Below are 21557 nucleotides of genomic sequence, written 5' to 3' on the forward strand. Positions count from 1 at the left end.
TTCCGTTATTATAGATTAGCTCAAAATAGTTTGAAGGGGAGCGAAAAGAGGAAAAGGCTTTATGGAGATAATAATTTGACCATAAGCTGAAGACTAGTTCTGCGATGAGGGGAGGATTCTCATTGGAGAACTTTTTGTGAGCATAGAGCTGACTGCTTCGGATAGATAAATAAAAGCAACTGTTCATGTAGGTGAACTCGACTTTCTGAGACATTATTCCCTATAGTGGAAAAGAATTTTGTAAACTATTGAATAGACTGCATGAAAAATTTTCTCCAAATGGTTCATTTTACATTCTCATTGATAGATTGAACGACACAACAATGACAATGCGGAGGTGAGAGTGATGATAGGGGCAACGGTCGTGATTGCAGAAGACCATAATGATGCACGAGAAATACTACGAGAATTTGTAAACTTACATAGTGATTTTACTGTTGTCGGAGAAGTGGAAAGCGGTAGCGAATTGCTGCAGGCTGTCAATGAGTTGGAGCCAGATTTACTCATGGTCGATATCAATATGCCAAGGATGAACGGTGTAGATGCTGTCAAAGAGTGTCTAGAGGTATACAAAGACTTAAGCTTCATATTTGTGACGGCTTATGATGACTATGCGGTGGAAGCGTTTAATTTACAGGCGGTAGATTATGTGGTCAAGCCGGTTCATAAGAAGCGGGTATTCTCAGCACTGGAAAAAGCGAAACTGTCTATAAAGCAGCAGCGCCATCGCTGGAATCAGAAGGTCGAAGTCAAGTTCGGTCGAGAGATATATTTCATCGACTTGGACCACATCCTATTTGTTGAAAAGATTGCGAGAAAGCTCTATATCCATACCCATCATGAGGTGTACGAGACGATCGATACACTGGAGCATTTTGAAAAACAACTGAACGATGATTTCTTCAAATCCCATCGTTCATGCTTTGTGAATGTTCATCATTTGACGAGCATCAAAATATCTGGAAAGTCATATCTCGGTTATTTTTCAGGGTACGATAAGCCAGCACCGATTTCGAAACAACGGATTGAAGAGTTGAAGCGTAAGGTGAAACAATCTATGTGAGATAGTGAGTGGTATGATGAGCAAACCTTGGGATAACCTCATGATTAAGCAGAGAATCATTTCTCCGTACATTGACGGATATTTGATTCTGGACTCGGAAAGAAAAATCGTGGCTGTGACGGAAGAGGCGAGTTTGATTTTGTCTAATCAATTCGGTGATAAGTCGGGAGTCGGAATGCCGATGACCAAGGTAGTAAAAGACGGTTATCTACCTTATTTCACTAAGGTCCGTGAAGAGCACAGTTTCTGGCTGGACCTTGAAGGCGAAGACTGCCTTGTCCGTTTCTGGCAAGATGAGGAGATGAGTTTGTACACCTTCCATTTCAACTTCGAGCGTAAGCATAATCCTCACTGACATGAGAAATACCTTCCGTTCATTTATCTACCCCATTGCAGGGCCTCTCAAACGATTCGAGAGGTCTTTTTTCGTCTTTTCCGTAAAAAGGGAAAGTATCCCAAAAGGTGGCTTGATGTACATGAATATGGAGATAACGACTGCCATGGAAGCGTTTCTTTAGTTCGATTCGTCGCTATGATTTAGACGGAATGCATTTTCTTACCTAAACTGATACTAGATAACCATATGGTAGATTAGTTGAATCTTAGGAGGCCGGTAACAGTGGATGATCGAAATACAGACCACGAACGGACAAGTCAGAGTACATTCCGATCCGATGACAATCATCCGGTTGTCGTCATGATCGATCAAGGACAAAGGATTACAGGATGCAACACTTCCCTGAATGGATTGCCGTGGTTACAAGTCGGAGACGCCTTTTCAGCAATGGTTCTAGACACGTATCGTGAAGAGGTACAGCGCTCTCTTGACAGAGCCATGACAGCGCAAGAGAAGCTCCATTTCTTTTTCAGTTTCCATGAACAAGCGGACGAACTTTATTTGGCAGAGGTGTTCCCTACCTTGCCGGTTGAAAGTGAAGAGGCACTGATTGTACTAATCAAACCGGTCAAAAGCGGTTTGGAGAAACGGATGGATGAACAGGTGATCTGGCAAGATATCGGGATGCTTATCCGGACGATGCAGACCCTATCAGGTCAGCTGGTTCCTTTCACGCTGGCATTGCTGAAGGCTAATGTCTCTGGTGAAACATTCGAGAATATCCCGTTTGAAGAAAGGGAGTACCTATCTTCAATCATGACAAGGAGTATTCTGGATTACTTCCAAGGAAATCAGCAATTGTATCAAGTTGCCGAGGGGACATTCGCCTTGTTGATAATAGGCAAGCAAAGCAATGACAGGAAGTGGAATGCTTTCATTCATTACATCAACAAGGAGATTGCACTTCAGTGCGACAATCAGCGAATAACCTTGTACGGTGGGATTGTGAGTGGGAAGGACCATCCTTTCTCATTGCTTCACCATGCCCGGCAATCCTTGGAACAGGCCGAACGTAAAGGAAGTTTGCTTCACTTTCATAAAGAAAGGCCTCCCTTATTCAACTTGGATAGAGATACTAATAATATACTGGTGCAACAACAGATCAACATCTATTACGAACCGATCTATGATGCCATGGCCGATGCGGTAGTGGGGATGGAAGCATCTTTGTATTGGGATCATCCCGTTTTCGGCATGATTCCTCAGGAGGAGTTCGCTACAGAGCTTGAGGAAGAAGGCTTAATGGTCAAAGTAGGGTATGATGCCTTCCGTGAAATTTGCAGGCACGTCAAAGGTTGGAAGAGTTCAGGGTATGATCGGGTCAAAATCCATCTCAACGTCCTTGCTTCCCAATTATCGATGGAATGGGTGGAGCAATTGAACAGGATGATGGTACATGAACAGGTGAACCCGGAATGTTTTGTCATGGAAATCACGGAAACTTCCTTGATGAAAGACCGTGCCTACACAGATTTAGTAATCGAGAGGATGAGACGACTCGGATGCTCGGTCTGTGTAGATAAATTCGGTTCCGGACCAACAGATTTGAGTGTTCTAGACAGCCTGGAAGTGGATGCTCTCAAAGTCGATCCGTGCTTTCTCGAGCACCTGACAGATAAAAAAGAGCAAGTTCTCAAGTCCATCATTTCTTTGAGTCAAGATCTTGGGATCCATATCATGGTGGAAGGAGTGAAGGAAGCGGGACATCAGACGATGTTGATGAATCAGCATTGTTACGATATGCAGGGGGCTTACTTTTGCAAGCCGATGAAGCATAATGAGGTACAAACATACTTGGAGCAATTTTAATCATTTTCCAAACGGATTTGCTTTAATTTGTGCAGATAAAATGAAGGGGAGGTTGTGTACCAAGGCAAGAGCTTCTAAGAGAATGTAAAAAGTAAAAAAAAGAGAAGGGCGAGATGCCCTTCTCGATTTATATAGAATAAACAAAGGAAAGAGTTTTCGAATTACTGAACAGAGTTCTTACGATAAAGGTAGAATCCTCCACCTGCTGCAAGGATGATGAAGCTTACCCAAGCCCAAGTGCTAAGGGATTGCTGATCAGCCGTTCCACCCATGCCTGTGTCCGGCATAGATTCAGGCATCATTTCAGAACTGAATTTGTCTGGCATTTGTGTTGCGATTGCACCAGATACGGCAGTTCCGATTGTAGACATGCGTTTGAACCCTTCATCATATGTCATATAAGCCGTTTCGTAATCTTCATTCATATAAGCATTCACGACATCGATGACATCTTGTTCGTGAGCCATCAATACTTTTTCAGCCGTTTCCGCTGGAAGGTTTCCTTCTGTTGCTGTTTCAAGGAATGCACCTAGTTCTTTCGGGAAGTCTTGAGTCAACGATTGTTTCGCTTGCTCCGTTTGGTCTGTGTCCTCGTTCATCATAGCCATACCTAGGTTGGCACTATCTTCGTATTGAGAAGCGAAGATTTCAGCGAACTGATCGGCACCTTCTTGACCATAAATCGACTTGATTGCTGCTTTCATATCCATTGCGTTCTCTTCAAGCTTTTCTGTTACAACATCTGCATCATCCGCACCTTGTGTCTGCTTCAAGCTTGTCAGCGTCTGGTAGCTGTAGTGGACGCCAAGCAGTTGGTTGAATGTCACGCGAAGGTCAGAAGCAGGAGTTACAACTTTAGTGTTGTTGAATTTCTCAGGCATTTGTTTCACGATCGCTTGAGAAAGGGCTGTACCGATTTCATACATACGCTTGTACCCTTCGTCGAAACGATCATATGCTTTCTCGTAATCACCATTAATGTAATGAGAAGTAACGTCGATGACATCTTGTTCGTGAGCCATCAATACTTTCTCAGCTGTCTCAGCAGGAAGATTACCTTCTGTTGCCGTTTCAAGGAACGTTCCTAGTTCTTTCGGGAAGTCTTGTGTAAGTGCTTGTTTCGCTTGGTCTGTCATCTCTTTATCATCGTTCATCATCGCAGTACCTAAGCTCGCACTGTCTTCATATTGAGAAGCGAAGATTTCAGCGAATTGATCGGCACCTTCTTGACCATAAATCGACTTGATTGCTGCTTTCATTTGACCCGCATTTTTCTCGAGCATTTCCTGTGCTACATCGGCATCAGGAGCATCCTGGTACTTCTTGATTGCGGTAAGGATTTGGTACTCATAGTGAGCTGCCAACAGTTCCCCGAAGTCTGCTCTTAAGTCCGCAGCCGGAGATTGAACCGGAGTTTTTCCACTTTCGTTACTGTCTGCAAATGCCAAGGATGGCACCAATAGCATCATCGCCATAAGTACTGCAAAAATTCGTTTGATCTTCATGTTTCTCATCCACTCCCTTTTTATTATTGAATCCTTATCATCGGATTTCACATAGCTATCGTATTGGAAGGAAGGATTGGATCATTATTTTTGAAAAATAATGTGCTCTTTTTTTGTTCCGTGAGATTTCCCTGATTGTTTAATCCCCGCCAAACGCACTCCTGACAGTGTTTGACCCCGGGAAGGAATGAAGTGAAAAACACCTGAGAAAAAAACACATTTTTTGGTCGGCGACTTATGGTAAGCTGATATTCGGAATGAAAACTAGAATAGAAGAAAAGAGGGGAACGATGGATTTTCTTTTTCTGATAATGATTTTCTTCGGCATTTTCGCCGTCTACGACGCATTGAGAAAAATCAATAACAACATCCTCGACCAGACTGAAGAAATAAAGAAACTCCGTGAAGAGCGGAAATGGGATCAGTAGCTCTTCGTAGATTAGGAAGAAACGAATACATATGTAGTACTAAAAAGTCAGCAATCGTGCTGGCTTTTTTATATTCTCTAGGATGAAACGTAAGGAAGGAGAATTCGTATTAGTAGCAGAGGGGGAGAGAACATGAGTGACCAACGGTTTATGAATCTAGTGGGAGGGCTTTCTTACTTATCTTGGCCGCTTTACTTCATCTGGCGGTCCAGTGAGTATTCCTCAAGTGAAATAGTCGAAGCGATGATCACGCTGCATGTTGCGTTTGTTATTTATTTTCTATTGGTTTACCTGTACCACCGTTAAAGATTTCAATAGCTGCAAAGTGCTATTCGGTATTATGGTAGACTTTGTATGAAAGGTAATTTATTACTGGAAAGGGGATGTGTGTTTGTTTCATAGAGTCATGACTTATTTGTTGATCATAGGATTGCTTGGCATCATTCTTTATCAAGAACACCAAAAGGAGGGCTTGGAAAATCAGCTTCGTCAGACAGAAGCGAGGATTCTCGATGAATTTTACCCTTCCGCGGTTTTAGAAGCTTTCGAAGGTGTAGAGGATAAGCAGTCTAGAGAACACCTTTATTTTGAACTGAGCAATGCCAGCGCCTTGATTATGGGAGTAATGTCTGCGAACAAATCCATTGATATAGAGGAACTGGATTGGTACAACACTACTCCAATGTTTTTGCTTAACAAAGAAGAAGGCGGCCTAAAAGAATTAGAAGAAGCATGGAGAAAATTTTACGCTGTGAATGAAAATAATATAGGCGGAACTGGAGTCGGTGACCCAGAGCGGTTGAAGAACAGTTATATAGAGCTTGGTGAGACAGTGAGTGCAATAGAACCGTAAATACCTTAGCCGGGAGGGGTTACATGGAAAAGTTACACGCTGTGAAATTCCGAGAACAAGACTTCAACGATTACTACCGTCTCGTATCCAATCAAGCCGTAATGGCTCAAATTACGGAGAGGGCGATTCCATTGGAAGAGGCGCAGGCGAACTTCGAGAAGTTGTTAGTACGTAACGGCCTTTATGAACGTTTAGGCTCTTATAAGATATATGAAGCGGATACGAACGATTTTGTGGGACTTGGTCACCTAACTAGGAGCGAGGAGAGTAAAGAGGAAGCGGAGATTGGATATATGATATTGCCCGAACATTGGGGGAAGAAGTACGGGACGGAAGTAGCGAGGATGTTGATCGAGCTGGCGGAGCAAACGGAGCTTCAGAAACTTATGGCCATCATCGACCCTGCCAATCGCGCCTCCAGAAAGATTCTGGTGAATCAGAAGTTCGCTTCCGAAAAAGTGTGTGAAATGGACGGACTACCTGCGGAAATCCTCTATAGAAATTTATGATGAGAGGTGCTTGAAATGACGATCGAGTCGAGAAGATTGACGTTCCGGAAGTATAACGACGATGATTTCGGATTCCTATGGTCTTTGCTGTCGGATCAAGAAATGGTCCGATACATAGGTAAAGGACAGACAAAAGACGAGCAGGATGCCCGTGACTTTTGGAATTGGATTAATAGCACGTACGGTCGTGGGCCTGATATGGGATTGATGGTATTAGAAAACAAGCAGGACCTTACCTTGATCGGGCACGCCGGATTGGTACCGCAGACTATTGATGGAGTCGAGGAGCTCGAGGTGGGTTACTGGATTTCCAGGGACCACTGGGGAAATGGGTATGCAACAGAAGCGGCGCAAACTTTGAGAGAGTATGGACATAGAATACTAGGTAAGGAGCGGCTGATTTCATTAATTCAGCCTGGTAACAAAGCATCCATACGAGTCGCGGAAAAAATCGGAATGGATTTCGACCGTGAAGTAGACATGGATGGTATCGAAGTACATATTTATTCTTCCTATGACCAAGAAGGGGGCAGACGAAAGTGAGACGATGGGTGATTGGTATTGTGATTTCAGGACTTTTATTGACTGGGTGTCAGGCGAATGCAAGTGAAGTGAGCGAGGATCTGTTCGATTATCAGGGCTCGTATGTAGGAGACAATAGCGCCGTGGTCCGTGCGATTATGAATGGAAAAGGAGCAGAGAACTTCACTGGAGTCGAACTTCAAACGAAAGAAGAACCTTACGGCGTTATTGCAACGTATGATTGGACAGAAGCGGCAGGCGATGCAGAAGAAGTAGCCATTCACAATGCTTCTTATTTATTCACCTTGCTACAGAACGCAGAGTGGGTCCGGTTTGAATTCGAAGCGATGGGCGAAGAAGAAACGTATGAACTGACAAGGGAAGAATTACAGGCTTGGTACGGAGTCGGATGGAACGACATCGATAACGAAGAAGAATTGAATGAGCTTATCGAGGAGTCAACGGGAGATGAGGAAAAGGTGAAGGAACTACTGAGTGGAGAAATGAAATAGGGGGATTTCTTTGAATAACAGTCTTTTTAAACGTGTCATTCAGATTGCGATCATCTTAGGTTTGTTAGTGCTTGCCTATTTTCTGTTTTTTGACGGTCGTTTGTCGTCCTTTCTTATATGGGCAGTGATCGTTCTCTCCGCGTATACGGTGACTAGGTTTATAATAGACAGGCTTACACGTAGGAAGTAGTGTCATACTAAAGTTGAGGTTATAGATAAAAAAAGGACCGAGCAATCGGTCTTTTTTTATGTATTAACATTCTACTTTTGACTTTTTCTGAAGGCTTTCTTAAGAAGTTCTAGTAGAAGGATCCCAATGATCGTTCCTACGCACAAGCCAATGAAAGTCGACCAATTCAGTCCGTTTCCTGTCCATAGGCCTACACCCCACTGAATGATGAAAATACACACTACGTAATAAAAGATATACTTTAGTTTATCTTGGATGACTATTCCCTCCCGCACACTTTTCTATATTCTGCTATGTTCACTTAAAAGAATGCAATATTTGAAGCTATAACAATCTCTAGTTACCATTCTCTTCTGAATCTGAATAAAAAAGAATCTACCATATGAATAAATAAGTATACCCCAAAAATGTAAGGAATACCCATAAATAGTCTTGTTGCAAGGCAATGATTAGATGTTCGAATTCATTCACCCTTTTAGTGGATCCGGTGGTCTCCGGATTCTTGAAAAAGAGAAATTTTTTTCTGATCGTTATTGAAATAGTAGATTGGTAACCCTGTGGTCTTAGTTCAAGCCGTATAGTTGAGCGTATAGAGCCTGAAAGCTAGAATATTAGATAGGAAGGGAGAGGAAAATATGAACGAAGAACAGATTTTTAAGCAGATCAACATGGTCAGACAAGCAACATTGAAAACGATCGAAGGCGTCACAGAAGAGCAGGCGGACCAACAACCGGAAGGGTTCAGCAACACAATCCGCTGGAACTTAGGTCACATTATCGTCGTACAAAACTCCTTGATGGCGAGGTTCGGTGGCAAGCCAGTCGAAACACCATCCCACTATATTGAATTATTCGCACCAGGAACCGAACCCGCTGATTGGCAGGGGGATATTCCTACTCTTGCTGAGTTGAAGCAGGAGCTTGAAGCACAGCCCGCGAAACTGAAGGAAACGCTGGAAGGGCAGTTGGAGGAGGAAGCGGCGAAAGCGTTCCTATCCTTGCCGACGGTTGGAGAAATCCTCAATTTCACAATGTACCATGAAGGGGTACATACTGGTACCATCAAAGCGCTGAAATCTAATACGGAAGTGTAAAAGGAAGAAGCTGACTAACCAGATTAGTCAGCTTTTTTTGTTGAGTTCTCCCATAACCATTTTATGGTAAGATAAGGTTGTAACTCTACATAGTGTATAAAGGATGGGAAGAGGATGAAAAAACTTACATTGATAGCGTCCATATTCGCCTTGCAGATGATGGTGACCGGCTGCCAGCAGGCGGAAGGGGAAGCAACGCAAAACGAAGAAGTTGAACAAACAGATATTACCGAGCCGGCAGAAGATCAATCTTCAGAAACTGGAGAGGAAGAGAAAGACGTAGCAGAACAAGAAAAGGATATCGATACATACTTGAACGAGCAATACAAGATCGACCAGATGCATTATGAAACCGACGAATGGGAAAGCGAGTCCGGTGTGCTGAACTATACTGTAAAGCTTTTACCGGATACAGAAGCGTACAGTCTTGAAATGGAAAAGCAACTTCAATACGCAAATGGGGAGCTCAACGAGGAAGTTGAAGCTCTGTTTGACACGGCGGAGCGGATCATGGAGGAGTTGCCAGAAAGGCAGGAACAGAGTCGCGTCGATTCTGTCAGCTGGGTTTCTTACAATGGGGATGCAACCGTTACGCTGATTCAGGATTTCGAAAATAGCGAGAAACAAGCGAAAGAGTCTTTGTCTGAATATACGACTGAACAGATTGAATACGCGCGCGTCTGGTTGCAGTTAGGCGCAAACCAGGACATTGACGAATTGAATGTATGGCACATCCCAGCAGGAGAAAAGTTGAATCCGGATGATGAGACGAGTGCCAGCTACCCTGAGGATGTCATCCAACTGGCAGGGTCCCGTTTGGTGGATGGGTCTGTGACGTACAGTGGTAATGGAGACGGCACGATCAACGTGTACAATGTTCCGTTGCGATGGGATGGGAAATATCCTGCGGGGGAAGATTTTTATAAGGAAATTATCGACCAGACGAAGCTCGTTCCGATTGATACGGGCGATGATCAAGAAGTGATCGGACTTATTCAATTGTTGAACGATCACAAATAGTCTACTTATGATATGCTCGTATCAACAAGATTTTCCAACTGAATCAATCATTCCATAATAAAGAGGTGGTTAAGATCGGACACGTTCTGTTAACTGGAATTCTGCTTGTTCTGGCTAGTTTATTGACCATCAAAGGATTCAAACAACGCAGCTTGGTCAGGAAATTTATACAAATGAGTTTCTTGGCACTTGGTATTTTCCTTATCGGAATGTCCGTTGTCGGCATCGTTTCTTTAGGTGGAGAGATAAGTAAATACTAAGGATGGAATCCCCGAACGATGGGGGTTCATTTTTTTAGTTCGCTGAAGAGGAAAAGAGGGATGAGGATGAGTACGTTCATTTATATGGTGAGGCACGGAGAATCTCCGAAAGAAGGCAATGAAAGAACGAGAGGATTAACGGAACAAGGTTCCAAAGATACCGATCTGGTCGCCGCTACATTAAAAACAGAGGCAATCGACGTAGTAGTTTCGAGCCCTTATAAACGTTCAGTGATTACAGTCGAGAAAACAGCTCAGCAGTTCCATCTGGAAGTGCTGGTTCGGGAGGATTTGAGAGAAAGAAAGTTTGTTTCTGATGAGACAAGGATACCGGACCGGGAACTAGCTCCCATCTTGGAAAAGTCATTCGAAGATCCTGATTTCTTTGTAGATGGAGGAGAATCGAACGCGGAGTGTCAGAGGAGAGCCGTCGATGTGTTGAGGGAATTACTGGACACTTTCCAAGGTGAAAAGGTGGTCGTCGGAACCCACGGGGCTGTAATGACATTAATTATGGGAAATTTTGATGAGAAGTATGATCTGGAATTCCTGTACAGCACGACAAAACCGGATATTTACCGGATGGAGTTCCATGAGAAGAAATTGATCGATGTCCAGAGATTATGGATAGGGGAAACGCCATAACGTTCCAAAAGAAGCTGAAGGACATAGTAGGTTTTGATGCATCGTCAGAAGAAGGATTTCAGGATGTAATTGATTTGTCCAAGAGCTGCAAGTTTTCGGATTGCTCTCATACGAAAGAGCCTGGTTGTGCGGTGAAGAAGGCGGTCGAGTACATGAAGAAAAGGGACCTCTTCCGTGAACCGCCCACGAACCTCTAGAAAGGGAGTGCCCTTCTTCAGTTGTCTGCACCAAGGGTCCGTATCTCCCGCTCGATCAAATCGACGGAAATCTCGAATGCTTTGATCCGCCTTTTCGCCAAGGTGATCTGAGACTTATATCGGTCGGGGTTCTCTTTTGCCTCGAATGTTTTGATCGTCTCTCTCAATTTATGAAGCGTGGAATCTATTTGCCGCTTCGCTTCCATTAAATCAGATATACTCTTATCCACTTTCAACCACCACCTTTTCGTTTGTTGTCAGAGTACCTTATTCTACCCAACGTTATGGAAGGTGTCAAAACCATCGACTAAGGAGGAATGACGAATGTTTGCAGACGTTGAAATGAAAATGAAAAAGAAGAATAAACTGCTCTTCACACGAGACAGTCTATGCTTGCAAGAGTTGAAGAAATTGATCCAAGAGCAGAAGCATCGGACGCTCGTCTTGTGGGCACTAGACTCTGCGCAGGCATCCTTGGATAAATTCGAAGCGAAGTATCCAGATGAACAGCGGCCTCGGATTTGTCTAGAGCTTTGCGAGAAATGGGCGAGAGGGCAAGTGAAAATGCCAAAAGCAAAACGGGCAATACTGGATGCTCATGCCGTGGCGAAGGAACTGGACGACATCGAGTACGGGCTCTTGAGTCAAGCCATTGGCCATGCAGGAGCTACGGTCCATGTGGAAACACATGCCCTGGGATTACCGACGTATGAGCTCACGTCTCTCGTCCATGAATATGGCAAAGATGAGTTTGAAGTGCCGGTCCGTGCCAAGATAGATGATTACTATGATCGGTTGCTGTACTGGCAAGAGAATACCGATAATCAGGGCTGGGACTGGGCTAGGTTTTTATTAGATGACAGCAAACCGAATAAAGAAAAATTACGGAGTGAGAAGGAGCGGAAATGAAGAAATTCTATGTAGCCTCAAGTTTTCAAAACAAAGACAAGGTCCGCTACGTCCAAGAGGAATTAAAGCGACAAGGGTTTGCACAAACTTACGATTGGACACGGAATGAGCGGGCTTCTACTTCAGACGATCTGCGGGCAATTGGAAATTTGGAAAAAGAAGCGGTCACAGATGCGGACTTCCTCATCGTGTTATTACCAGCGGGGAAAGGGAGCCATATCGAATTCGGCATAGCACTCGGGCTAGGAAAGAAGATTTTTCTCCATGCACCGGATGGCCAAATGGATGACTTTGAATCGACGACCACGTTTTATCACGTGACGGAAATAGAGCCGTGTACAGGTTTGATGGATGAGTTGATTGCAAGGGTGATAGAAAATGAAGAATGAGAGAGACATTTTAGAAGCAATTAGGCAAGACAGATGGATGATGGACAAACTGGAAGCTGTGAAAACCTTGGACCTGCCGGATTGGTGGATAAGTGCCGGGTTCGTCCGATCGAAAATCTGGGACGTTATGCATGGTTTTCGTGCTCGGACTCCTTTGCCGGATATTGATGTCATCTACTTTGACTCAGGAGACATACGTGAATCGGAGGAGAAAAAGCTGGAAGCGAAGCTGCGGTCTCTTGTGCCGGAAACTCCTTGGTCCGTCAAAAACCAAGCGAGGATGCATGTAATTAGTGATATGCCACCCTACTTTTCTTCCATCGACGGAATCGCTCATTTCCCGGAAACCGTAACGGCTTTAGGAGTTAAGCTGAATGAGAAGGATGACCTCGAATTGGCAGCGCCTTGGGGAGTCGAGGATGTCATCCGATTGGAAGTGAGACCGACTCCTGTTTATGCTTCGGAAAAGAGAATAGGAGTTTATAAGAACCGAGTTGGCAAGAAGAATTGGGTTGAAAAATGGGATGGGTTAAAGGTGTTCGGCCATGATGGGGAGTTTATCTATCCCAGTAATTGACGTTTTTTTCATAATTACATATCGGAAGGAGCGATAGAAATGAGTTTATTTTTGACATACATAGCAGTGCCGATCATCTGGCTGGTTGTTGTCGGTTGGTTATCTGGTAGTGAAGGATTCATTTTCAAACCGAAAGAGAATGCTAGGAAAGAATGGATCAAACAGAAGGCCGTTATCCAGAGCTGGGCGACGGTCATCCTATTCATGTTGACGAATTTCCTTTTTGACATTTTTCATGTGGGTGACCCGCGTTTGGAAGGTTTTACAACCCAATATCCTGAGCTGTTTTATTTGGTGATATTGTTTCTGAGTTATTTTATCTTCTATTTTATTAATGATAGGAAAGTAAAACCATCTGAGTATCGGTATGTCAATATAGAAGAGGAAAGGTAGTTGGTTCATTTATGCTACGGTTGAAACAAGGGGATAAAATCGGTATTTTCACTCCATCGACACCAGCAACGGTTACAGCAAAACAAAGATTTGAACGAGCGAAATCCTTTCTAGAGAGTAAAGGATTCGTTCTAGTAGAAGGAAAGCTGACAGGAAAAGAAGACGCTTATCGGTCGGGTACGCCAAGAAAACGTGCTGATGAACTGAATGAATTGCTTCAAGACCCAGATATAAAGATGGTCATGTCTACGATAGGCGGGACGAACTCCAACAGCTTGTTGCCTTACATAGATTACGAGACATTTAAGAAAAACCCGAAGATTGTGGTAGGCTACTCTGACGCAACAGCAATTCTTCTTGCACTTTATCAAAAGACGAATGTGACTACTTATTATGGTCCAGCTCTCATCCCTTCCTTTGGAGAGTTCGAGCCACTCGTTAACGATACCTATCGATATTTCGAAAACTACTTCGTGCGGGATGTGGAAGTACCTTATGGAGTTCCGATGCCGACATATTGGTCTGATGAGCCGGTCAATTGGCTGGACAAAACGAAAGAAAAAACGCTGTATAACAACGAGTGGATTTCGAGGAACAATGGAACAGCGGAGGGTAGGCTGATCGGCGGAAATGTGAATGCCATGTATGGATTCATCGGAAGTGATTTCTTTCCGGACATTGAAGAGGGGGATGTTCTTCTATTAGAAGATTGTGCGAAGAATGCATCTGTAGTGGAAAAGAATTTCGCGATGCTTAACGTGCACGGCATTTTTGAGAAAGTTTCGGGTATCATTCTCGGCAAGCATGAAGCTTATGATGATCTAGGCACAGGTAAGAAACCAGTCGATCTGCTGTTAGAGCAGTTAGACGGTAAAGACATACCTATTTTAGCAGAGTTCGATACATGCCATACTCACCCCATGCACCCTTTTGCGATTGGAAAGAAAGTAAGGATAGACACGACAGCGAAAACGGTTCAGTGCATAGAGGGATGGCTGTGAGAGCATTCATCCTTACCTAATAAAGAAAAAGGGTTTCTCGAGCAACCTGGAGAAGGTATAGAAGATACCTTAAAAGGAGTGGAGAAACTTGTTCACTAAAGTTGGTCAAATCATGTTATATGTCGAAAACCAAGACGAAGCGAAGCTATTTTGGACAGAGAAATTGGGGTTCGTGGTGACAGCGAGAGAAGAGATGGAAGGAATGAAGTGGATCGAGGTTGCTCCACAAGAAGGGGCCGAGACGACGATTGTGCTTCATGATAAAGAAGTTGTTTCCAAAATGTCTCCAGGGGTGAACCTCGATACACCATCCTTGATGTTCTATACGAAGGATTTCGATCAGCTTCATAGTGATTTGAAGAACAAGGAGATTACAGTTGGGGAAATCGTTGGAATGCCGTCTGGCAGAGTGTTCAATTTTGCGGACAACGAAAACAACTATTTTGCTGTCATGGACCAAGGCGAATAATAGAACGAAATAAAGCCAGCCTTCCATGCTGGCTTTTTCCATAGTTCGGAACAGGCAGTCCAATATAAGTACATAGAGGAGTATGAATTATGCAAGGGAATAAAGGGTTGTGGGAACAACGCTATGCGAAGGAAGACGACACGTTATGGGGGTTGAAGCCGGTTGGTACTTTGGTCGACTATGAAAGCTTAGTCGACAGTAACGGGAGGGTATTGGACCTCGGAATGGGAGAAGGAAGGAATGCGCTTTATTTTGCGGCCAAAGGGTTTGAGGCAGAAGGAATCGATATCTCAGAGACAGCTGTGGATAGGTCGTTGGTTTATGCAGAAGAATATGGGCTTGCCATCAAAGCGGAAGTGAGTGACCTCATCAGCTATGAAGTAGAGGAGAATGCGTATTCCTTGATCATTCTGGCGAACGTGCTGAACTTTTTTAGGGATGATGAAATTGAACATATCTTAGACAAAGCGAAGAAAGGGTTGATCGAAGGCGGTCTTTTATACATCCAAGCTTTCGACCGGAACGACCCTGGTTTCGAGGTGAATAGGCAGAAGTCCCAACAGGTGACGGAATCTACCTTCTATCGCCCGAGATCGGATTCGTATGTCCACTTTTTTACGAAGAATGAATTGGAAAGTCACTTCGAAGGCTATCAAACCATCAAGGCTTCGGAGACTTACTTGTTGGATGTGAGTCACGGAGAACCACATTACCACAGTACGATAGAGATGTTCGTTAGAAAGTGAAGTCTTGAGGAGGTGTCCGCATGAAAGCGGGATGGGAACGATCGAATGCATGGATTACCCCTAATCTAGAGACAGTGCAGCAGGTTCTGAATCCTTTCTTGAAAAACGAGGAGCTCCTCAGTCAGCAAGTCTTAAGCGGAGGATTGAATAATACCAATATCAAAATCACGACTGCTCGGGAGAGGTACGTTCTGCGTATTTATAATGCCCAGGACGAAACGATGGAAAAGGAGCGGGGAATCCTTAAGTTTCTTAAAGGGAAAGTGCCAGTGCCACGTGTGCTTTATTACGGAACATCAGAATCCGTTTTAGAGCACGCCTTCTTACTGTTGAGCTGGGTAGAAGGAGAACAATTGTCCGAAGTCATATACAAGGACCAATCCTCACAAATTGAGGAGGCTGCTGAGACGGTAGGAAGAACCCTTGCAAACATTCATGCCTTTAAATTTCCGGGGGCAGGCCTCCTGAACGGAAAGCTACAAGTCAAACAGGCTTTCGAGACCGAAGAGTCATCGTTTCTAGCGTTCATAGAAGAACTTCTCTTCAGCGGATATGCTGAGAAACATATCGGCGCAGCACTGTGTCATAGGGTCTGGGACTTTGCCAAGACGCAAGGACATTTGCTCAATCATCTCGAGAATCAGAACACGCTGGTACACAGTGACTTCAATCCGCTGAACGTGCTGGTGGGAGAAAAGGATGGAAAGACCGCGATAAGTGGCGTGCTTGACTGGGAATACGCGATGAGCGGATCGCCATTGATGGATATTGGGAACATGCTGCGATATGAAGAGGTGACGGATCCAAAGCTGATGCGTCCTTTTATTGTAGGGTACCGTAAGCAAGGTGGGCAATTGCCTCCTGAGTGGTTGAAGAAGGCGAAGTTGCTCGATTTAATTGCCTTGTGCGACTTGTTGAATAGAGAAACTTGTGGAGAAAATAGAGTGAATGATCTTAAGGCCCTACTTCTGAGGACGGTATCTGAATGGAAATTGTTTGAAAAGGTCCAATCCAAATTGGATGAGAAGTTTATGAAAAGGTAAATCATACTTGAAGAAAGTAAGAAGGGAGAAGGAGGGATTACATGCATTTTGAATTTACACCGATCACGATGGAGTATGTTAAAGAAATCGATGATTGGGATTTCAGTGGCTTTGCAGAAGAAGTGATGATGACTCCATATATCGAGTCATATGAGAAAGACAAGAGTTTGAAGGGTCCTGCTGGTTGTGACGGTTTCGTTGCTATGAGGGACGGTGAGCCAGTCGGTTTATTCGAGTTCAACTTGAAAGGAAATAGGTTGGAAATAGGGTTGGCTCTGAGACCTGATTTAGTGGGGAAAGGATCAGGAGCTGACTATGTCAGGCAAGGAATTGCATTCGGAGTGCAGTACTACGACTCGAACATAGATGTTGTAGAATTGGTCGTAGACGCGAGCAACAAAGCTGCCATCCGTGTCTATGAGAAGGTTGGATTCACTAGTATAGTAGAAGATGATAAGGAGATAGAGATGAAGATGGAACTCTAAAAACATTTTAATCGTTCTGAGTTCCTTGCATCATCTAGTATTGCTTTTATCAATCGTTGTAAGTTTACTAGCTCTACCTACACTAAGTATAGTGAAAGCTTGTGCAAAGAGCAGAAGGACTACAAAAAAGTCATTGTCGCCAATTGCCAAAAGTATGGCAGCTATACCTGCGATGAAAGCTAGTGAAAATCCTAAAGCCACTTTGAGGTCTTTAATAACAACCCAATTCATCTTTTCCCCTCCGATCTCGTTAGGTATAACTTATCTTAATCCATTTTACCAAAAAATTCATTTTGCAGATAGTTCTGTAGCTAGGTAAGCTTCTGACGTCACCTTAATGAATAATCGTAATCAAAAAGAAAATATCCTTTGTGTAAGTTAGCATTTATTAAATCCATGCACCGAACAAAGGTGCAGGGATTTTTACTATCTTCATATGTGTCATTGACACATATGTATCAGTAATATAATATGTGGGTATGGATACAAAAAATGACAAATGGTATACACAGTTAAGAAAAGGAACATTCGAATTAGCGATTTTACTACTTCTTAATAAGGACGCTATGTACGGATATCAAATCACGAAACGGCTTCAGGAAGACAGCAGTTTTCCGATAGCGGACGGCTCCATCTATCCTATATTGAGAAGGATGAGTGCCAACAAGTGGATCGATTCTTATAAGGAAGAGTATGAGGGAAGGAACAGGAAGTATTATTATGTCACGGAAACGGGGCAGGAGATCTTAGAAGCTCGCTGGCAGGAGTTTCAAAGCGTCTACTCGTTTCTGGAACATCTGAAAGCGGAAGGAGGAAAAGGGAATGCATAATACCATAGAAGATTACTTGAGTCAGCTGGAAGATAAGTTAAGGGAGTTACCTGCTAATGAAAGGCGGGTGCATCTGAACGAAATCAGAGATCACCTGATGGAAGCAGCTGCAGAAGAAGGGAAGTCTGAACAAGAGATCGTCAATTCTTTCCTTTCTCCAGAACAGCTCAGTCAGGACATTCTGAAAGAAGAGCAAAACCGTGTACAGAAAACGTCATTCGAAAATCCCGATTACTGGTTCGGCATCACCGTGACGTCAGTCGTCGCTCCGTTCGGTGCACTCGCTCTCCCTTTCATCTTTGATGACATCGATATCGGATTGTTCGTACCGTTCTTGCTGCAATTCATCGTTGCGGCTAGTGCGTTATTCGGTTATTACAAAGACAGGCTGACTACTAGAAGGGGAGATATACTTAAGCAAGTCGGCCGGATCATGATCCCAGTCCTCGCTATCCCATTCGGCTTGTTTTCCATCGACATCATGCAATCAGGCGACCTGAGTACGTTCAACTTGGTTTATCTCGCTTGCTATCTACTCGTTTGGCTCGCAACATACATCGCGCTAAGGAATGTGTACCTTAGCCACAGCAAGGTAGTGATTGATTAGTAATGTTGAGTGTTTCCGAGGAAAAAGAGAACAGAACGAATAAACCTTTAAGAATAGCAACCAATATCATCCTCGTCGCCCTCATCATCGGTATCTTTAAATTCTTTTTGGATGAAGACTATACCAATGATTCCGTTGGCTGGTGGCTGTTCATTCTTTTCTGGGTGGTAAGGTCATTGTACGGGCTTGTGAATAATCTGTTAGAAGGTCACAAATGGTTGACTGCTGTGGATTTAGGGATCTATTTATTGATTACCCGCTTTTCCCCTTATGTTGTGGAATAGAAAAAGAGAAGCCGACATCTAGTGTCGGCTTCTTATTTTTGTCCATTCCCCTCCGTGATCTCCTGTTCCGTCGAAGAGTCATTTTTCGATTTGAAATATTTCACGACGATAATCGATGTGACGACTAGTAAAGTTACTAGTACAAAAATCGATACGAGAATGAAAATCGGCATCATTTCTCCTGCTGTCATTTGCATCATCTCCTTTTTCGGTAGTGACGGGTTATCTTAACTATTTCAACAACTGGAAAAGAATTTCCTATCTATTCGACAAAACTTATCCATCAGTATTGAATGCTTGGTGTCAGGAGCTCTTGTGAGTCGGAGTATGCTTCCATTTGACCTGTATGCCGAGCCACTTCATAGAGGTGTTCCAGCACATAATCACCGTTCGAACGGTACATCGTGTGTTCCCTGAACCCTTTCACCGTCTCTTCGGCAAACTCCCAGATCTTCTCGTGATTGTCCGTGGCCTGTGCAAGCAGACCGAGCATTTCGAGAATGGTGATAATTACCGTAGAGTTCTCTCCAGCATATTCCCGGATGTAGCCGTAGCTTTTGAACAGGAAGTAGTCGAAGTCTTCGTGCATCAGCTTCAGGCGCACGTGGTTTTGGCTGTCCACTAATATCGGTGAGAAACTGGTAGCGCGGCTGATTTCCTTCAGTAGATCGGTGATCTGATAGAGCGTATTGTTGACCGTGAGCGGGTCATTGTTTCCGAGCGCTTTAACGGAGACTTCAACCAGTTTCTCCAACCCATACTCCAGATCTTGAATCTCCGTTTTCTTCTCGTCCACACGTACGAGTTGCTTATATTTTTTCTCCCGGAAGTTGTTCCCGTCTTCCCAATAATCGAATAGAGGCGTGTCTTCGAGTATGTACTGTCCGATCGACGCCCTCAGTTTGATGACAATGTTATCCTTACATGCTTCTTCAACTATTTTGGAAAAGTTAACAGATTGCAAATGCCCCGAGACACCGGAGTAGATCGTTTTCGGTCCTTTCCGTTCGGTGATTTTATCGATGTATTCCCCCTCAGCCCGGTGCTTCCCGATCTCCTCCACAAGCGACGTCCGAATGGTGCGGGAGGTCGTGCTCTTCATATTAGAAGAGATGTTATGCACCTGTAGCCAAGTGGACACATGGTTCACAAAGTAAACGAACGTAATAGCGGCGACGAAAGTGACGACGACGGAACCGACAGGGATGATGAAGTAAGCTTCATTCCCGTTATTACTAAGAAACAGGATGTTGAGTAAGACATAAATGAAGGTACCGTTGAAGATCCCCATCACGTGTTGTGTAGGGGGAACGCTGATGAAGTTCAACAGCATCCTCGAGGAGAACTGGCCGCTCAACGTCGTTAGCGCAACCAGCAAGGAGTTGATAGTGAAGGCACTCAGCGTCAACACTCCGCCTATCAACGTCGTTACCAGGAGTCTTGTCGCTTCCCCTGTGAATACCATCGAGTCAGGTAAATATCTATGTACATCCCAAAAGACATCCATCATAACACTTAAGCCTGAAAGAAGGATGGCAACTAGAATGTAACGGAGCGGCATGAGCCACAAAGTCTGGTTAAGTTCGATACGGCGTTCTCTTTTTGTCATATGAAAGTATTTTGATATTGCCGGTTTTTGCATGGTTTCCCTCCTAAGTGTGAAATCGTTATTTGATTCTGATTCCACAAAGATGGACCACTTAACCAGGTTTCTTTAAATTGGAAAAAATGTCTGTACTCGCAAAGAACAACTCCCAGTCATATTTCACTAGATTAACAAAAATGATAGAATATGGTAATTACATATGTGCTAAAAGTCGGAGGTGTTGAGCTTCACCGCAATCCTAGAATGGACGACAGAAGACATTTACTTGTTCGTATTCAGTCTTTTTTTATTAATGAATAATCTGGGGTCTCTGTTTGAGTACAAGAAAAATAAAGAGAATCTCAGAAGCGTGAACGAAAACCAACTTATGCAATTGAGTAAATGGCAGCTGCTCGGCGCCAAACTTGTGGGTGCCTTCATCTTCAAGTGGCTCATCTATCTGCTGGCAGCCGTGATCACAGGGAGTTTCCTCCTGATTATCTTATCGCTGATCTTAGTGACGCTGCGGGTCTATATCCTGTTTCATAGTTTGAATGAAATACAGGATTCGAAGCTGGATTGGTATGTACTGGTCGCGGAAACGTTATATGTCGCTGGGTTCATGTTGTATTACTTCGGTTTCATGCTCCCGGCATAGAATTTCTGATGTTAAAAAAAGGAGAGTGGTCTTGATGGGGAATGTAGAAGTACCGGTCCGGTGCACAGGCATCGCAGTCATCTTGTTGAAAAAAGAAGCGGAATCGTACAACGTTCTTCTTCTGAAACGTAATGCAAAAGTCTTGCACGACGTATGGTGTTACATTGGAGGAGCAATCGAGGAAGGAGAAACGGCGTGGCAGGCGGCAATCCGCGAAATAGAAGAAGAGACGGGGATCACAGACCTCTCCCTCTACGCGTCGAATCAATTCGACCGCATCTATTCGCCTGGGCAGAACTATATTTATATGGCTCCTGTCTTTGTCGGATTCGTTAGCGAAAATCAGGAAGTCGAGCTGAATGACGAACATTCGGAATACATATGGACGACGTTTGATGAAGCGGTCGAAACGGTTTCGCTGCCGGGGAACGATGACGTGCTCCGCTCGATCGAGAAACACTTCGCACGGCGAACACCTTTAAAGGATTTAAAAATACTTTGAACCTATGAAACGTTCGGAATGGGGAAACGTATTGTGATGTATCAAGGGGCGAATCCCTGGACGATTGCTATGGTC

33 protein-coding genes are annotated in these 21557 nt (G+C 43.9%); 28 read left to right on the forward strand and 5 right to left on the reverse strand.

The genetic code is table 11. The annotated features are described in order from the left end of the window. The first annotated feature begins 346 nt into the window (after window positions 1–346). The 3 genes from E4663_RS01490 (at window position 347) to E4663_RS01500 (ending at window position 3269) form a co-directional block, all read left to right on the forward strand. Window positions 347–1063 (forward strand): LytR/AlgR family response regulator transcription factor, encoded by a 717-nt coding sequence (locus tag E4663_RS01490; protein ID WP_135326418.1) that lies wholly within the window; start codon window positions 347–349, stop codon window positions 1061–1063. A gap of 16 nt (window positions 1064–1079) precedes the next feature. Further along, on the forward strand, window positions 1080–1418 hold the full coding sequence (locus E4663_RS01495) for a hypothetical protein (protein WP_135326419.1): 339 nt from the start codon (window positions 1080–1082) through the stop codon (window positions 1416–1418). 264 nt (window positions 1419–1682) lie between these two features. Further along, window positions 1683–3269, forward strand: coding sequence for an EAL domain-containing protein (locus E4663_RS01500; RefSeq protein WP_135326420.1), 1587 nt, complete (start codon window positions 1683–1685; stop codon window positions 3267–3269). A gap of 161 nt (window positions 3270–3430) precedes the next feature. Here E4663_RS01500 and E4663_RS01505 read toward each other — a convergent pair whose 3' ends face one another. Continuing rightward, entirely contained in the window at window positions 3431–4774 is a 1344-nt protein-coding gene (locus E4663_RS01505) for a hypothetical protein (protein ID WP_135326421.1), read from the reverse strand. 290 nt (window positions 4775–5064) lie between these two features. On the opposite strand from E4663_RS01505, the gene E4663_RS19910 reads away from it, so the two are divergent. From E4663_RS19910 to E4663_RS01550, 11 genes are all read left to right on the forward strand, one after another. Next, on the forward strand, window positions 5065–5202 hold the full coding sequence (locus E4663_RS19910) for a hypothetical protein (RefSeq protein WP_168927320.1): 138 nt from the start codon (window positions 5065–5067) through the stop codon (window positions 5200–5202). 132 nt (window positions 5203–5334) lie between these two features. After that, window positions 5335–5508 (forward strand): hypothetical protein, encoded by a 174-nt coding sequence (locus E4663_RS19670; protein WP_158290394.1) that lies wholly within the window; start codon window positions 5335–5337, stop codon window positions 5506–5508. 100 nt (window positions 5509–5608) lie between these two features. After that, window positions 5609–6055, forward strand: coding sequence for a hypothetical protein (locus E4663_RS01510; protein ID WP_135326422.1), 447 nt, complete (start codon window positions 5609–5611; stop codon window positions 6053–6055). Between the two features lie 23 nt (window positions 6056–6078). Continuing rightward, window positions 6079–6564, forward strand: a complete 486-nt coding sequence (locus E4663_RS01515; RefSeq protein ID WP_135326423.1) for a GNAT family N-acetyltransferase — start codon at window positions 6079–6081, stop codon at window positions 6562–6564. Between the two features lie 15 nt (window positions 6565–6579). Further along, on the forward strand, window positions 6580–7107 hold the full coding sequence (locus tag E4663_RS01520) for a GNAT family N-acetyltransferase (protein WP_135326424.1): 528 nt from the start codon (window positions 6580–6582) through the stop codon (window positions 7105–7107). Next, on the forward strand, window positions 7104–7598 hold the full coding sequence (locus tag E4663_RS01525) for a DUF4825 domain-containing protein (protein ID WP_135326425.1): 495 nt from the start codon (window positions 7104–7106) through the stop codon (window positions 7596–7598). Before E4663_RS01520 ends, E4663_RS01525 begins: the two co-directional genes overlap by 4 nt. A gap of 825 nt (window positions 7599–8423) precedes the next feature. After that, window positions 8424–8882 (forward strand): DinB family protein, encoded by a 459-nt coding sequence (locus E4663_RS01530; protein WP_135326426.1) that lies wholly within the window; start codon window positions 8424–8426, stop codon window positions 8880–8882. A gap of 114 nt (window positions 8883–8996) precedes the next feature. After that, window positions 8997–9902 carry a hypothetical protein gene (locus E4663_RS20340; RefSeq protein WP_421803411.1) on the forward strand — a complete coding sequence of 302 codons (906 nt, stop codon included), beginning with the start codon at window positions 8997–8999 and terminating at the stop codon, window positions 9900–9902. A 65-nt stretch (window positions 9903–9967) separates the two neighbouring features. Beyond that, on the forward strand, window positions 9968–10162 hold the full coding sequence (locus E4663_RS01540) for a hypothetical protein (RefSeq protein WP_135326427.1): 195 nt from the start codon (window positions 9968–9970) through the stop codon (window positions 10160–10162). 66 nt (window positions 10163–10228) lie between these two features. Beyond that, window positions 10229–10807: a histidine phosphatase family protein gene (locus E4663_RS01545; RefSeq protein ID WP_135326428.1), complete on the forward strand. Its 579-nt coding sequence runs from the start codon at window positions 10229–10231 to the stop codon at window positions 10805–10807. Next, on the forward strand, window positions 10786–11004 hold the full coding sequence (locus E4663_RS01550; RefSeq protein WP_135326429.1) for a hypothetical protein: 219 nt from the start codon (window positions 10786–10788) through the stop codon (window positions 11002–11004). The genes E4663_RS01545 and E4663_RS01550 overlap by 22 nt, the downstream gene beginning before the upstream one ends. Window positions 11005–11021: 17 nt before the next feature. On the opposite strand, the gene E4663_RS01555 is transcribed toward E4663_RS01550, so the two are convergent. Continuing rightward, entirely contained in the window at window positions 11022–11234 is a 213-nt protein-coding gene (locus tag E4663_RS01555; RefSeq protein ID WP_135326430.1) for a hypothetical protein, read from the reverse strand. A gap of 94 nt (window positions 11235–11328) precedes the next feature. On the opposite strand from E4663_RS01555, the gene E4663_RS01560 reads away from it, so the two are divergent. From E4663_RS01560 to E4663_RS01600, 9 genes are all read left to right on the forward strand, one after another. Then, entirely contained in the window at window positions 11329–11913 is a 585-nt protein-coding gene (locus tag E4663_RS01560; protein ID WP_135326431.1) for a putative immunity protein, read from the forward strand. Further along, window positions 11910–12302, forward strand: a complete 393-nt coding sequence (locus E4663_RS01565; RefSeq protein ID WP_135326432.1) for a group-specific protein — start codon at window positions 11910–11912, stop codon at window positions 12300–12302. Before E4663_RS01560 ends, E4663_RS01565 begins: the two co-directional genes overlap by 4 nt. Then, the gene (locus tag E4663_RS01570; RefSeq protein WP_135326433.1) at window positions 12292–12879 is read left to right on the forward strand and encodes a nucleotidyltransferase family protein; all 588 of its coding nucleotides are present in this window, start codon (window positions 12292–12294) and stop codon (window positions 12877–12879) included. The genes E4663_RS01565 and E4663_RS01570 overlap by 11 nt, the downstream gene beginning before the upstream one ends. 39 nt (window positions 12880–12918) lie before the next feature. After that, window positions 12919–13272, forward strand: a complete 354-nt coding sequence (locus E4663_RS01575; protein ID WP_135326434.1) for a hypothetical protein — start codon at window positions 12919–12921, stop codon at window positions 13270–13272. Between the two features lie 11 nt (window positions 13273–13283). Then, window positions 13284–14273 (forward strand): S66 family peptidase, encoded by a 990-nt coding sequence (locus E4663_RS01580; RefSeq protein WP_135326435.1) that lies wholly within the window; start codon window positions 13284–13286, stop codon window positions 14271–14273. Between the two features lie 88 nt (window positions 14274–14361). Then, window positions 14362–14742, forward strand: a complete 381-nt coding sequence (locus tag E4663_RS01585; RefSeq protein ID WP_135326436.1) for a VOC family protein — start codon at window positions 14362–14364, stop codon at window positions 14740–14742. 89 nt (window positions 14743–14831) lie between these two features. Continuing rightward, window positions 14832–15488, forward strand: coding sequence for a class I SAM-dependent methyltransferase (locus tag E4663_RS01590; protein ID WP_135326437.1), 657 nt, complete (start codon window positions 14832–14834; stop codon window positions 15486–15488). Window positions 15489–15508: 20 nt separating this feature from the next. Then, the gene (locus tag E4663_RS01595; protein ID WP_135326438.1) at window positions 15509–16531 is read left to right on the forward strand and encodes a phosphotransferase family protein; all 1023 of its coding nucleotides are present in this window, start codon (window positions 15509–15511) and stop codon (window positions 16529–16531) included. Between the two features lie 41 nt (window positions 16532–16572). After that, a complete protein-coding gene (locus E4663_RS01600; protein ID WP_135326439.1) occupies window positions 16573–17016 on the forward strand; it encodes a GNAT family N-acetyltransferase in 444 nt (147 codons plus the stop codon). A 30-nt stretch (window positions 17017–17046) separates the two neighbouring features. Here E4663_RS01600 and E4663_RS01605 read toward each other — a convergent pair whose 3' ends face one another. Next, complete coding sequence (locus tag E4663_RS01605; protein ID WP_135326440.1) at window positions 17047–17247, reverse strand: hypothetical protein; 201 nt, start codon at window positions 17245–17247, stop codon at window positions 17047–17049. A 248-nt stretch (window positions 17248–17495) separates the two neighbouring features. Between E4663_RS01605 and E4663_RS01610 the strand changes: the two genes are divergently transcribed. Genes E4663_RS01610 through E4663_RS01620 form a run of 3 tightly spaced genes read left to right on the forward strand, consistent with a single transcriptional unit; the run spans window position 17496 to window position 18737 of the window. Further along, window positions 17496–17846, forward strand: a complete 351-nt coding sequence (locus E4663_RS01610) for a PadR family transcriptional regulator (protein ID WP_135326441.1) — start codon at window positions 17496–17498, stop codon at window positions 17844–17846. After that, a complete protein-coding gene (locus E4663_RS01615; protein ID WP_135326442.1) occupies window positions 17839–18453 on the forward strand; it encodes a DUF1700 domain-containing protein in 615 nt (204 codons plus the stop codon). The genes E4663_RS01610 and E4663_RS01615 overlap by 8 nt, the downstream gene beginning before the upstream one ends. Window positions 18454–18455: 2 nt before the next feature. Beyond that, the gene (locus E4663_RS01620) at window positions 18456–18737 is read left to right on the forward strand and encodes a hypothetical protein (protein ID WP_135326443.1); all 282 of its coding nucleotides are present in this window, start codon (window positions 18456–18458) and stop codon (window positions 18735–18737) included. Between the two features lie 32 nt (window positions 18738–18769). Here the strand turns inward: E4663_RS01620 and E4663_RS19675 are convergent, their stop codons facing one another. Next, on the reverse strand, window positions 18770–18934 hold the full coding sequence (locus E4663_RS19675; RefSeq protein WP_206663471.1) for a hypothetical protein: 165 nt from the start codon (window positions 18932–18934) through the stop codon (window positions 18770–18772). An 86-nt stretch (window positions 18935–19020) separates the two neighbouring features. Next, complete coding sequence (locus E4663_RS01625) at window positions 19021–20379, reverse strand: DUF2254 domain-containing protein (protein WP_135326444.1); 1359 nt, start codon at window positions 20377–20379, stop codon at window positions 19021–19023. Between the two features lie 181 nt (window positions 20380–20560). Here E4663_RS01625 and E4663_RS01630 point away from each other — a divergent pair, with 181 nt between their 5' ends. Next, window positions 20561–20980 (forward strand): hypothetical protein, encoded by a 420-nt coding sequence (locus E4663_RS01630; RefSeq protein ID WP_135326445.1) that lies wholly within the window; start codon window positions 20561–20563, stop codon window positions 20978–20980. Window positions 20981–21014: 34 nt separating this feature from the next. Beyond that, window positions 21015–21482 (forward strand): NUDIX hydrolase, encoded by a 468-nt coding sequence (locus tag E4663_RS01635; RefSeq protein ID WP_135326446.1) that lies wholly within the window; start codon window positions 21015–21017, stop codon window positions 21480–21482. Window positions 21483–21557 lie beyond the last annotated feature (75 nt).

The organism is Halobacillus salinus (genome assembly GCF_004684905.1).
GTDB classification, from domain to species: domain Bacteria; phylum Bacillota; class Bacilli; order Bacillales; family Halobacillaceae; genus Halobacillus; species Halobacillus salinus.

Excerpts from the sequence above, each read along its gene's own strand:
- E4663_RS19670 (WP_158290394.1), top strand. The coding sequence starts at position 5,335 with ATGAGTGACCAACGGTTTATGAATCTAGTGGGAGGGCTTTCTTACTTA.
- E4663_RS01490 (WP_135326418.1), top strand. The coding sequence starts at position 347 with ATGATAGGGGCAACGGTCGTGATTGCAGAAGACCATAATGATGCACGA.
- E4663_RS01580 (WP_135326435.1), top strand. The coding sequence starts at position 13,284 with ATGCTACGGTTGAAACAAGGGGATAAAATCGGTATTTTCACTCCATCG.
- E4663_RS01510 (WP_135326422.1), top strand. The coding sequence starts at position 5,609 with ATGACTTATTTGTTGATCATAGGATTGCTTGGCATCATTCTTTATCAA.
- E4663_RS01505 (WP_135326421.1), bottom strand. The coding sequence starts at position 4,774 with ATGAAGATCAAACGAATTTTTGCAGTACTTATGGCGATGATGCTATTG.
- E4663_RS01625 (WP_135326444.1), bottom strand. The coding sequence starts at position 20,379 with ATGCAAAAACCGGCAATATCAAAATACTTTCATATGACAAAAAGAGAA.
- E4663_RS01545 (WP_135326428.1), top strand. The coding sequence starts at position 10,229 with ATGAGTACGTTCATTTATATGGTGAGGCACGGAGAATCTCCGAAAGAA.
- E4663_RS01570 (WP_135326433.1), top strand. The coding sequence starts at position 12,292 with ATGAAGAATGAGAGAGACATTTTAGAAGCAATTAGGCAAGACAGATGG.
- E4663_RS19910 (WP_168927320.1), top strand. The coding sequence starts at position 5,065 with ATGGATTTTCTTTTTCTGATAATGATTTTCTTCGGCATTTTCGCCGTC.
- E4663_RS01635 (WP_135326446.1), top strand. The coding sequence starts at position 21,015 with ATGGGGAATGTAGAAGTACCGGTCCGGTGCACAGGCATCGCAGTCATC.
- E4663_RS01590 (WP_135326437.1), top strand. The coding sequence starts at position 14,832 with ATGCAAGGGAATAAAGGGTTGTGGGAACAACGCTATGCGAAGGAAGAC.
- E4663_RS01565 (WP_135326432.1), top strand. The coding sequence starts at position 11,910 with ATGAAGAAATTCTATGTAGCCTCAAGTTTTCAAAACAAAGACAAGGTC.
- E4663_RS01575 (WP_135326434.1), top strand. The coding sequence starts at position 12,919 with ATGAGTTTATTTTTGACATACATAGCAGTGCCGATCATCTGGCTGGTT.
- E4663_RS01495 (WP_135326419.1), top strand. The coding sequence starts at position 1,080 with ATGAGCAAACCTTGGGATAACCTCATGATTAAGCAGAGAATCATTTCT.
- E4663_RS20340 (WP_421803411.1), top strand. The coding sequence starts at position 8,997 with ATGAAAAAACTTACATTGATAGCGTCCATATTCGCCTTGCAGATGATG.
- E4663_RS01520 (WP_135326424.1), top strand. The coding sequence starts at position 6,580 with ATGACGATCGAGTCGAGAAGATTGACGTTCCGGAAGTATAACGACGAT.
- E4663_RS01615 (WP_135326442.1), top strand. The coding sequence starts at position 17,839 with ATGCATAATACCATAGAAGATTACTTGAGTCAGCTGGAAGATAAGTTA.
- E4663_RS01515 (WP_135326423.1), top strand. The coding sequence starts at position 6,079 with ATGGAAAAGTTACACGCTGTGAAATTCCGAGAACAAGACTTCAACGAT.
- E4663_RS01605 (WP_135326440.1), bottom strand. The coding sequence starts at position 17,247 with ATGAATTGGGTTGTTATTAAAGACCTCAAAGTGGCTTTAGGATTTTCA.
- E4663_RS01600 (WP_135326439.1), top strand. The coding sequence starts at position 16,573 with ATGCATTTTGAATTTACACCGATCACGATGGAGTATGTTAAAGAAATC.
- E4663_RS01610 (WP_135326441.1), top strand. The coding sequence starts at position 17,496 with ATGGATACAAAAAATGACAAATGGTATACACAGTTAAGAAAAGGAACA.
- E4663_RS19675 (WP_206663471.1), bottom strand. The coding sequence starts at position 18,934 with ATGCAAATGACAGCAGGAGAAATGATGCCGATTTTCATTCTCGTATCG.
- E4663_RS01550 (WP_135326429.1), top strand. The coding sequence starts at position 10,786 with ATGGATAGGGGAAACGCCATAACGTTCCAAAAGAAGCTGAAGGACATA.
- E4663_RS01560 (WP_135326431.1), top strand. The coding sequence starts at position 11,329 with ATGTTTGCAGACGTTGAAATGAAAATGAAAAAGAAGAATAAACTGCTC.
- E4663_RS01620 (WP_135326443.1), top strand. The coding sequence starts at position 18,456 with ATGTTGAGTGTTTCCGAGGAAAAAGAGAACAGAACGAATAAACCTTTA.
- E4663_RS01595 (WP_135326438.1), top strand. The coding sequence starts at position 15,509 with ATGAAAGCGGGATGGGAACGATCGAATGCATGGATTACCCCTAATCTA.
- E4663_RS01530 (WP_135326426.1), top strand. The coding sequence starts at position 8,424 with ATGAACGAAGAACAGATTTTTAAGCAGATCAACATGGTCAGACAAGCA.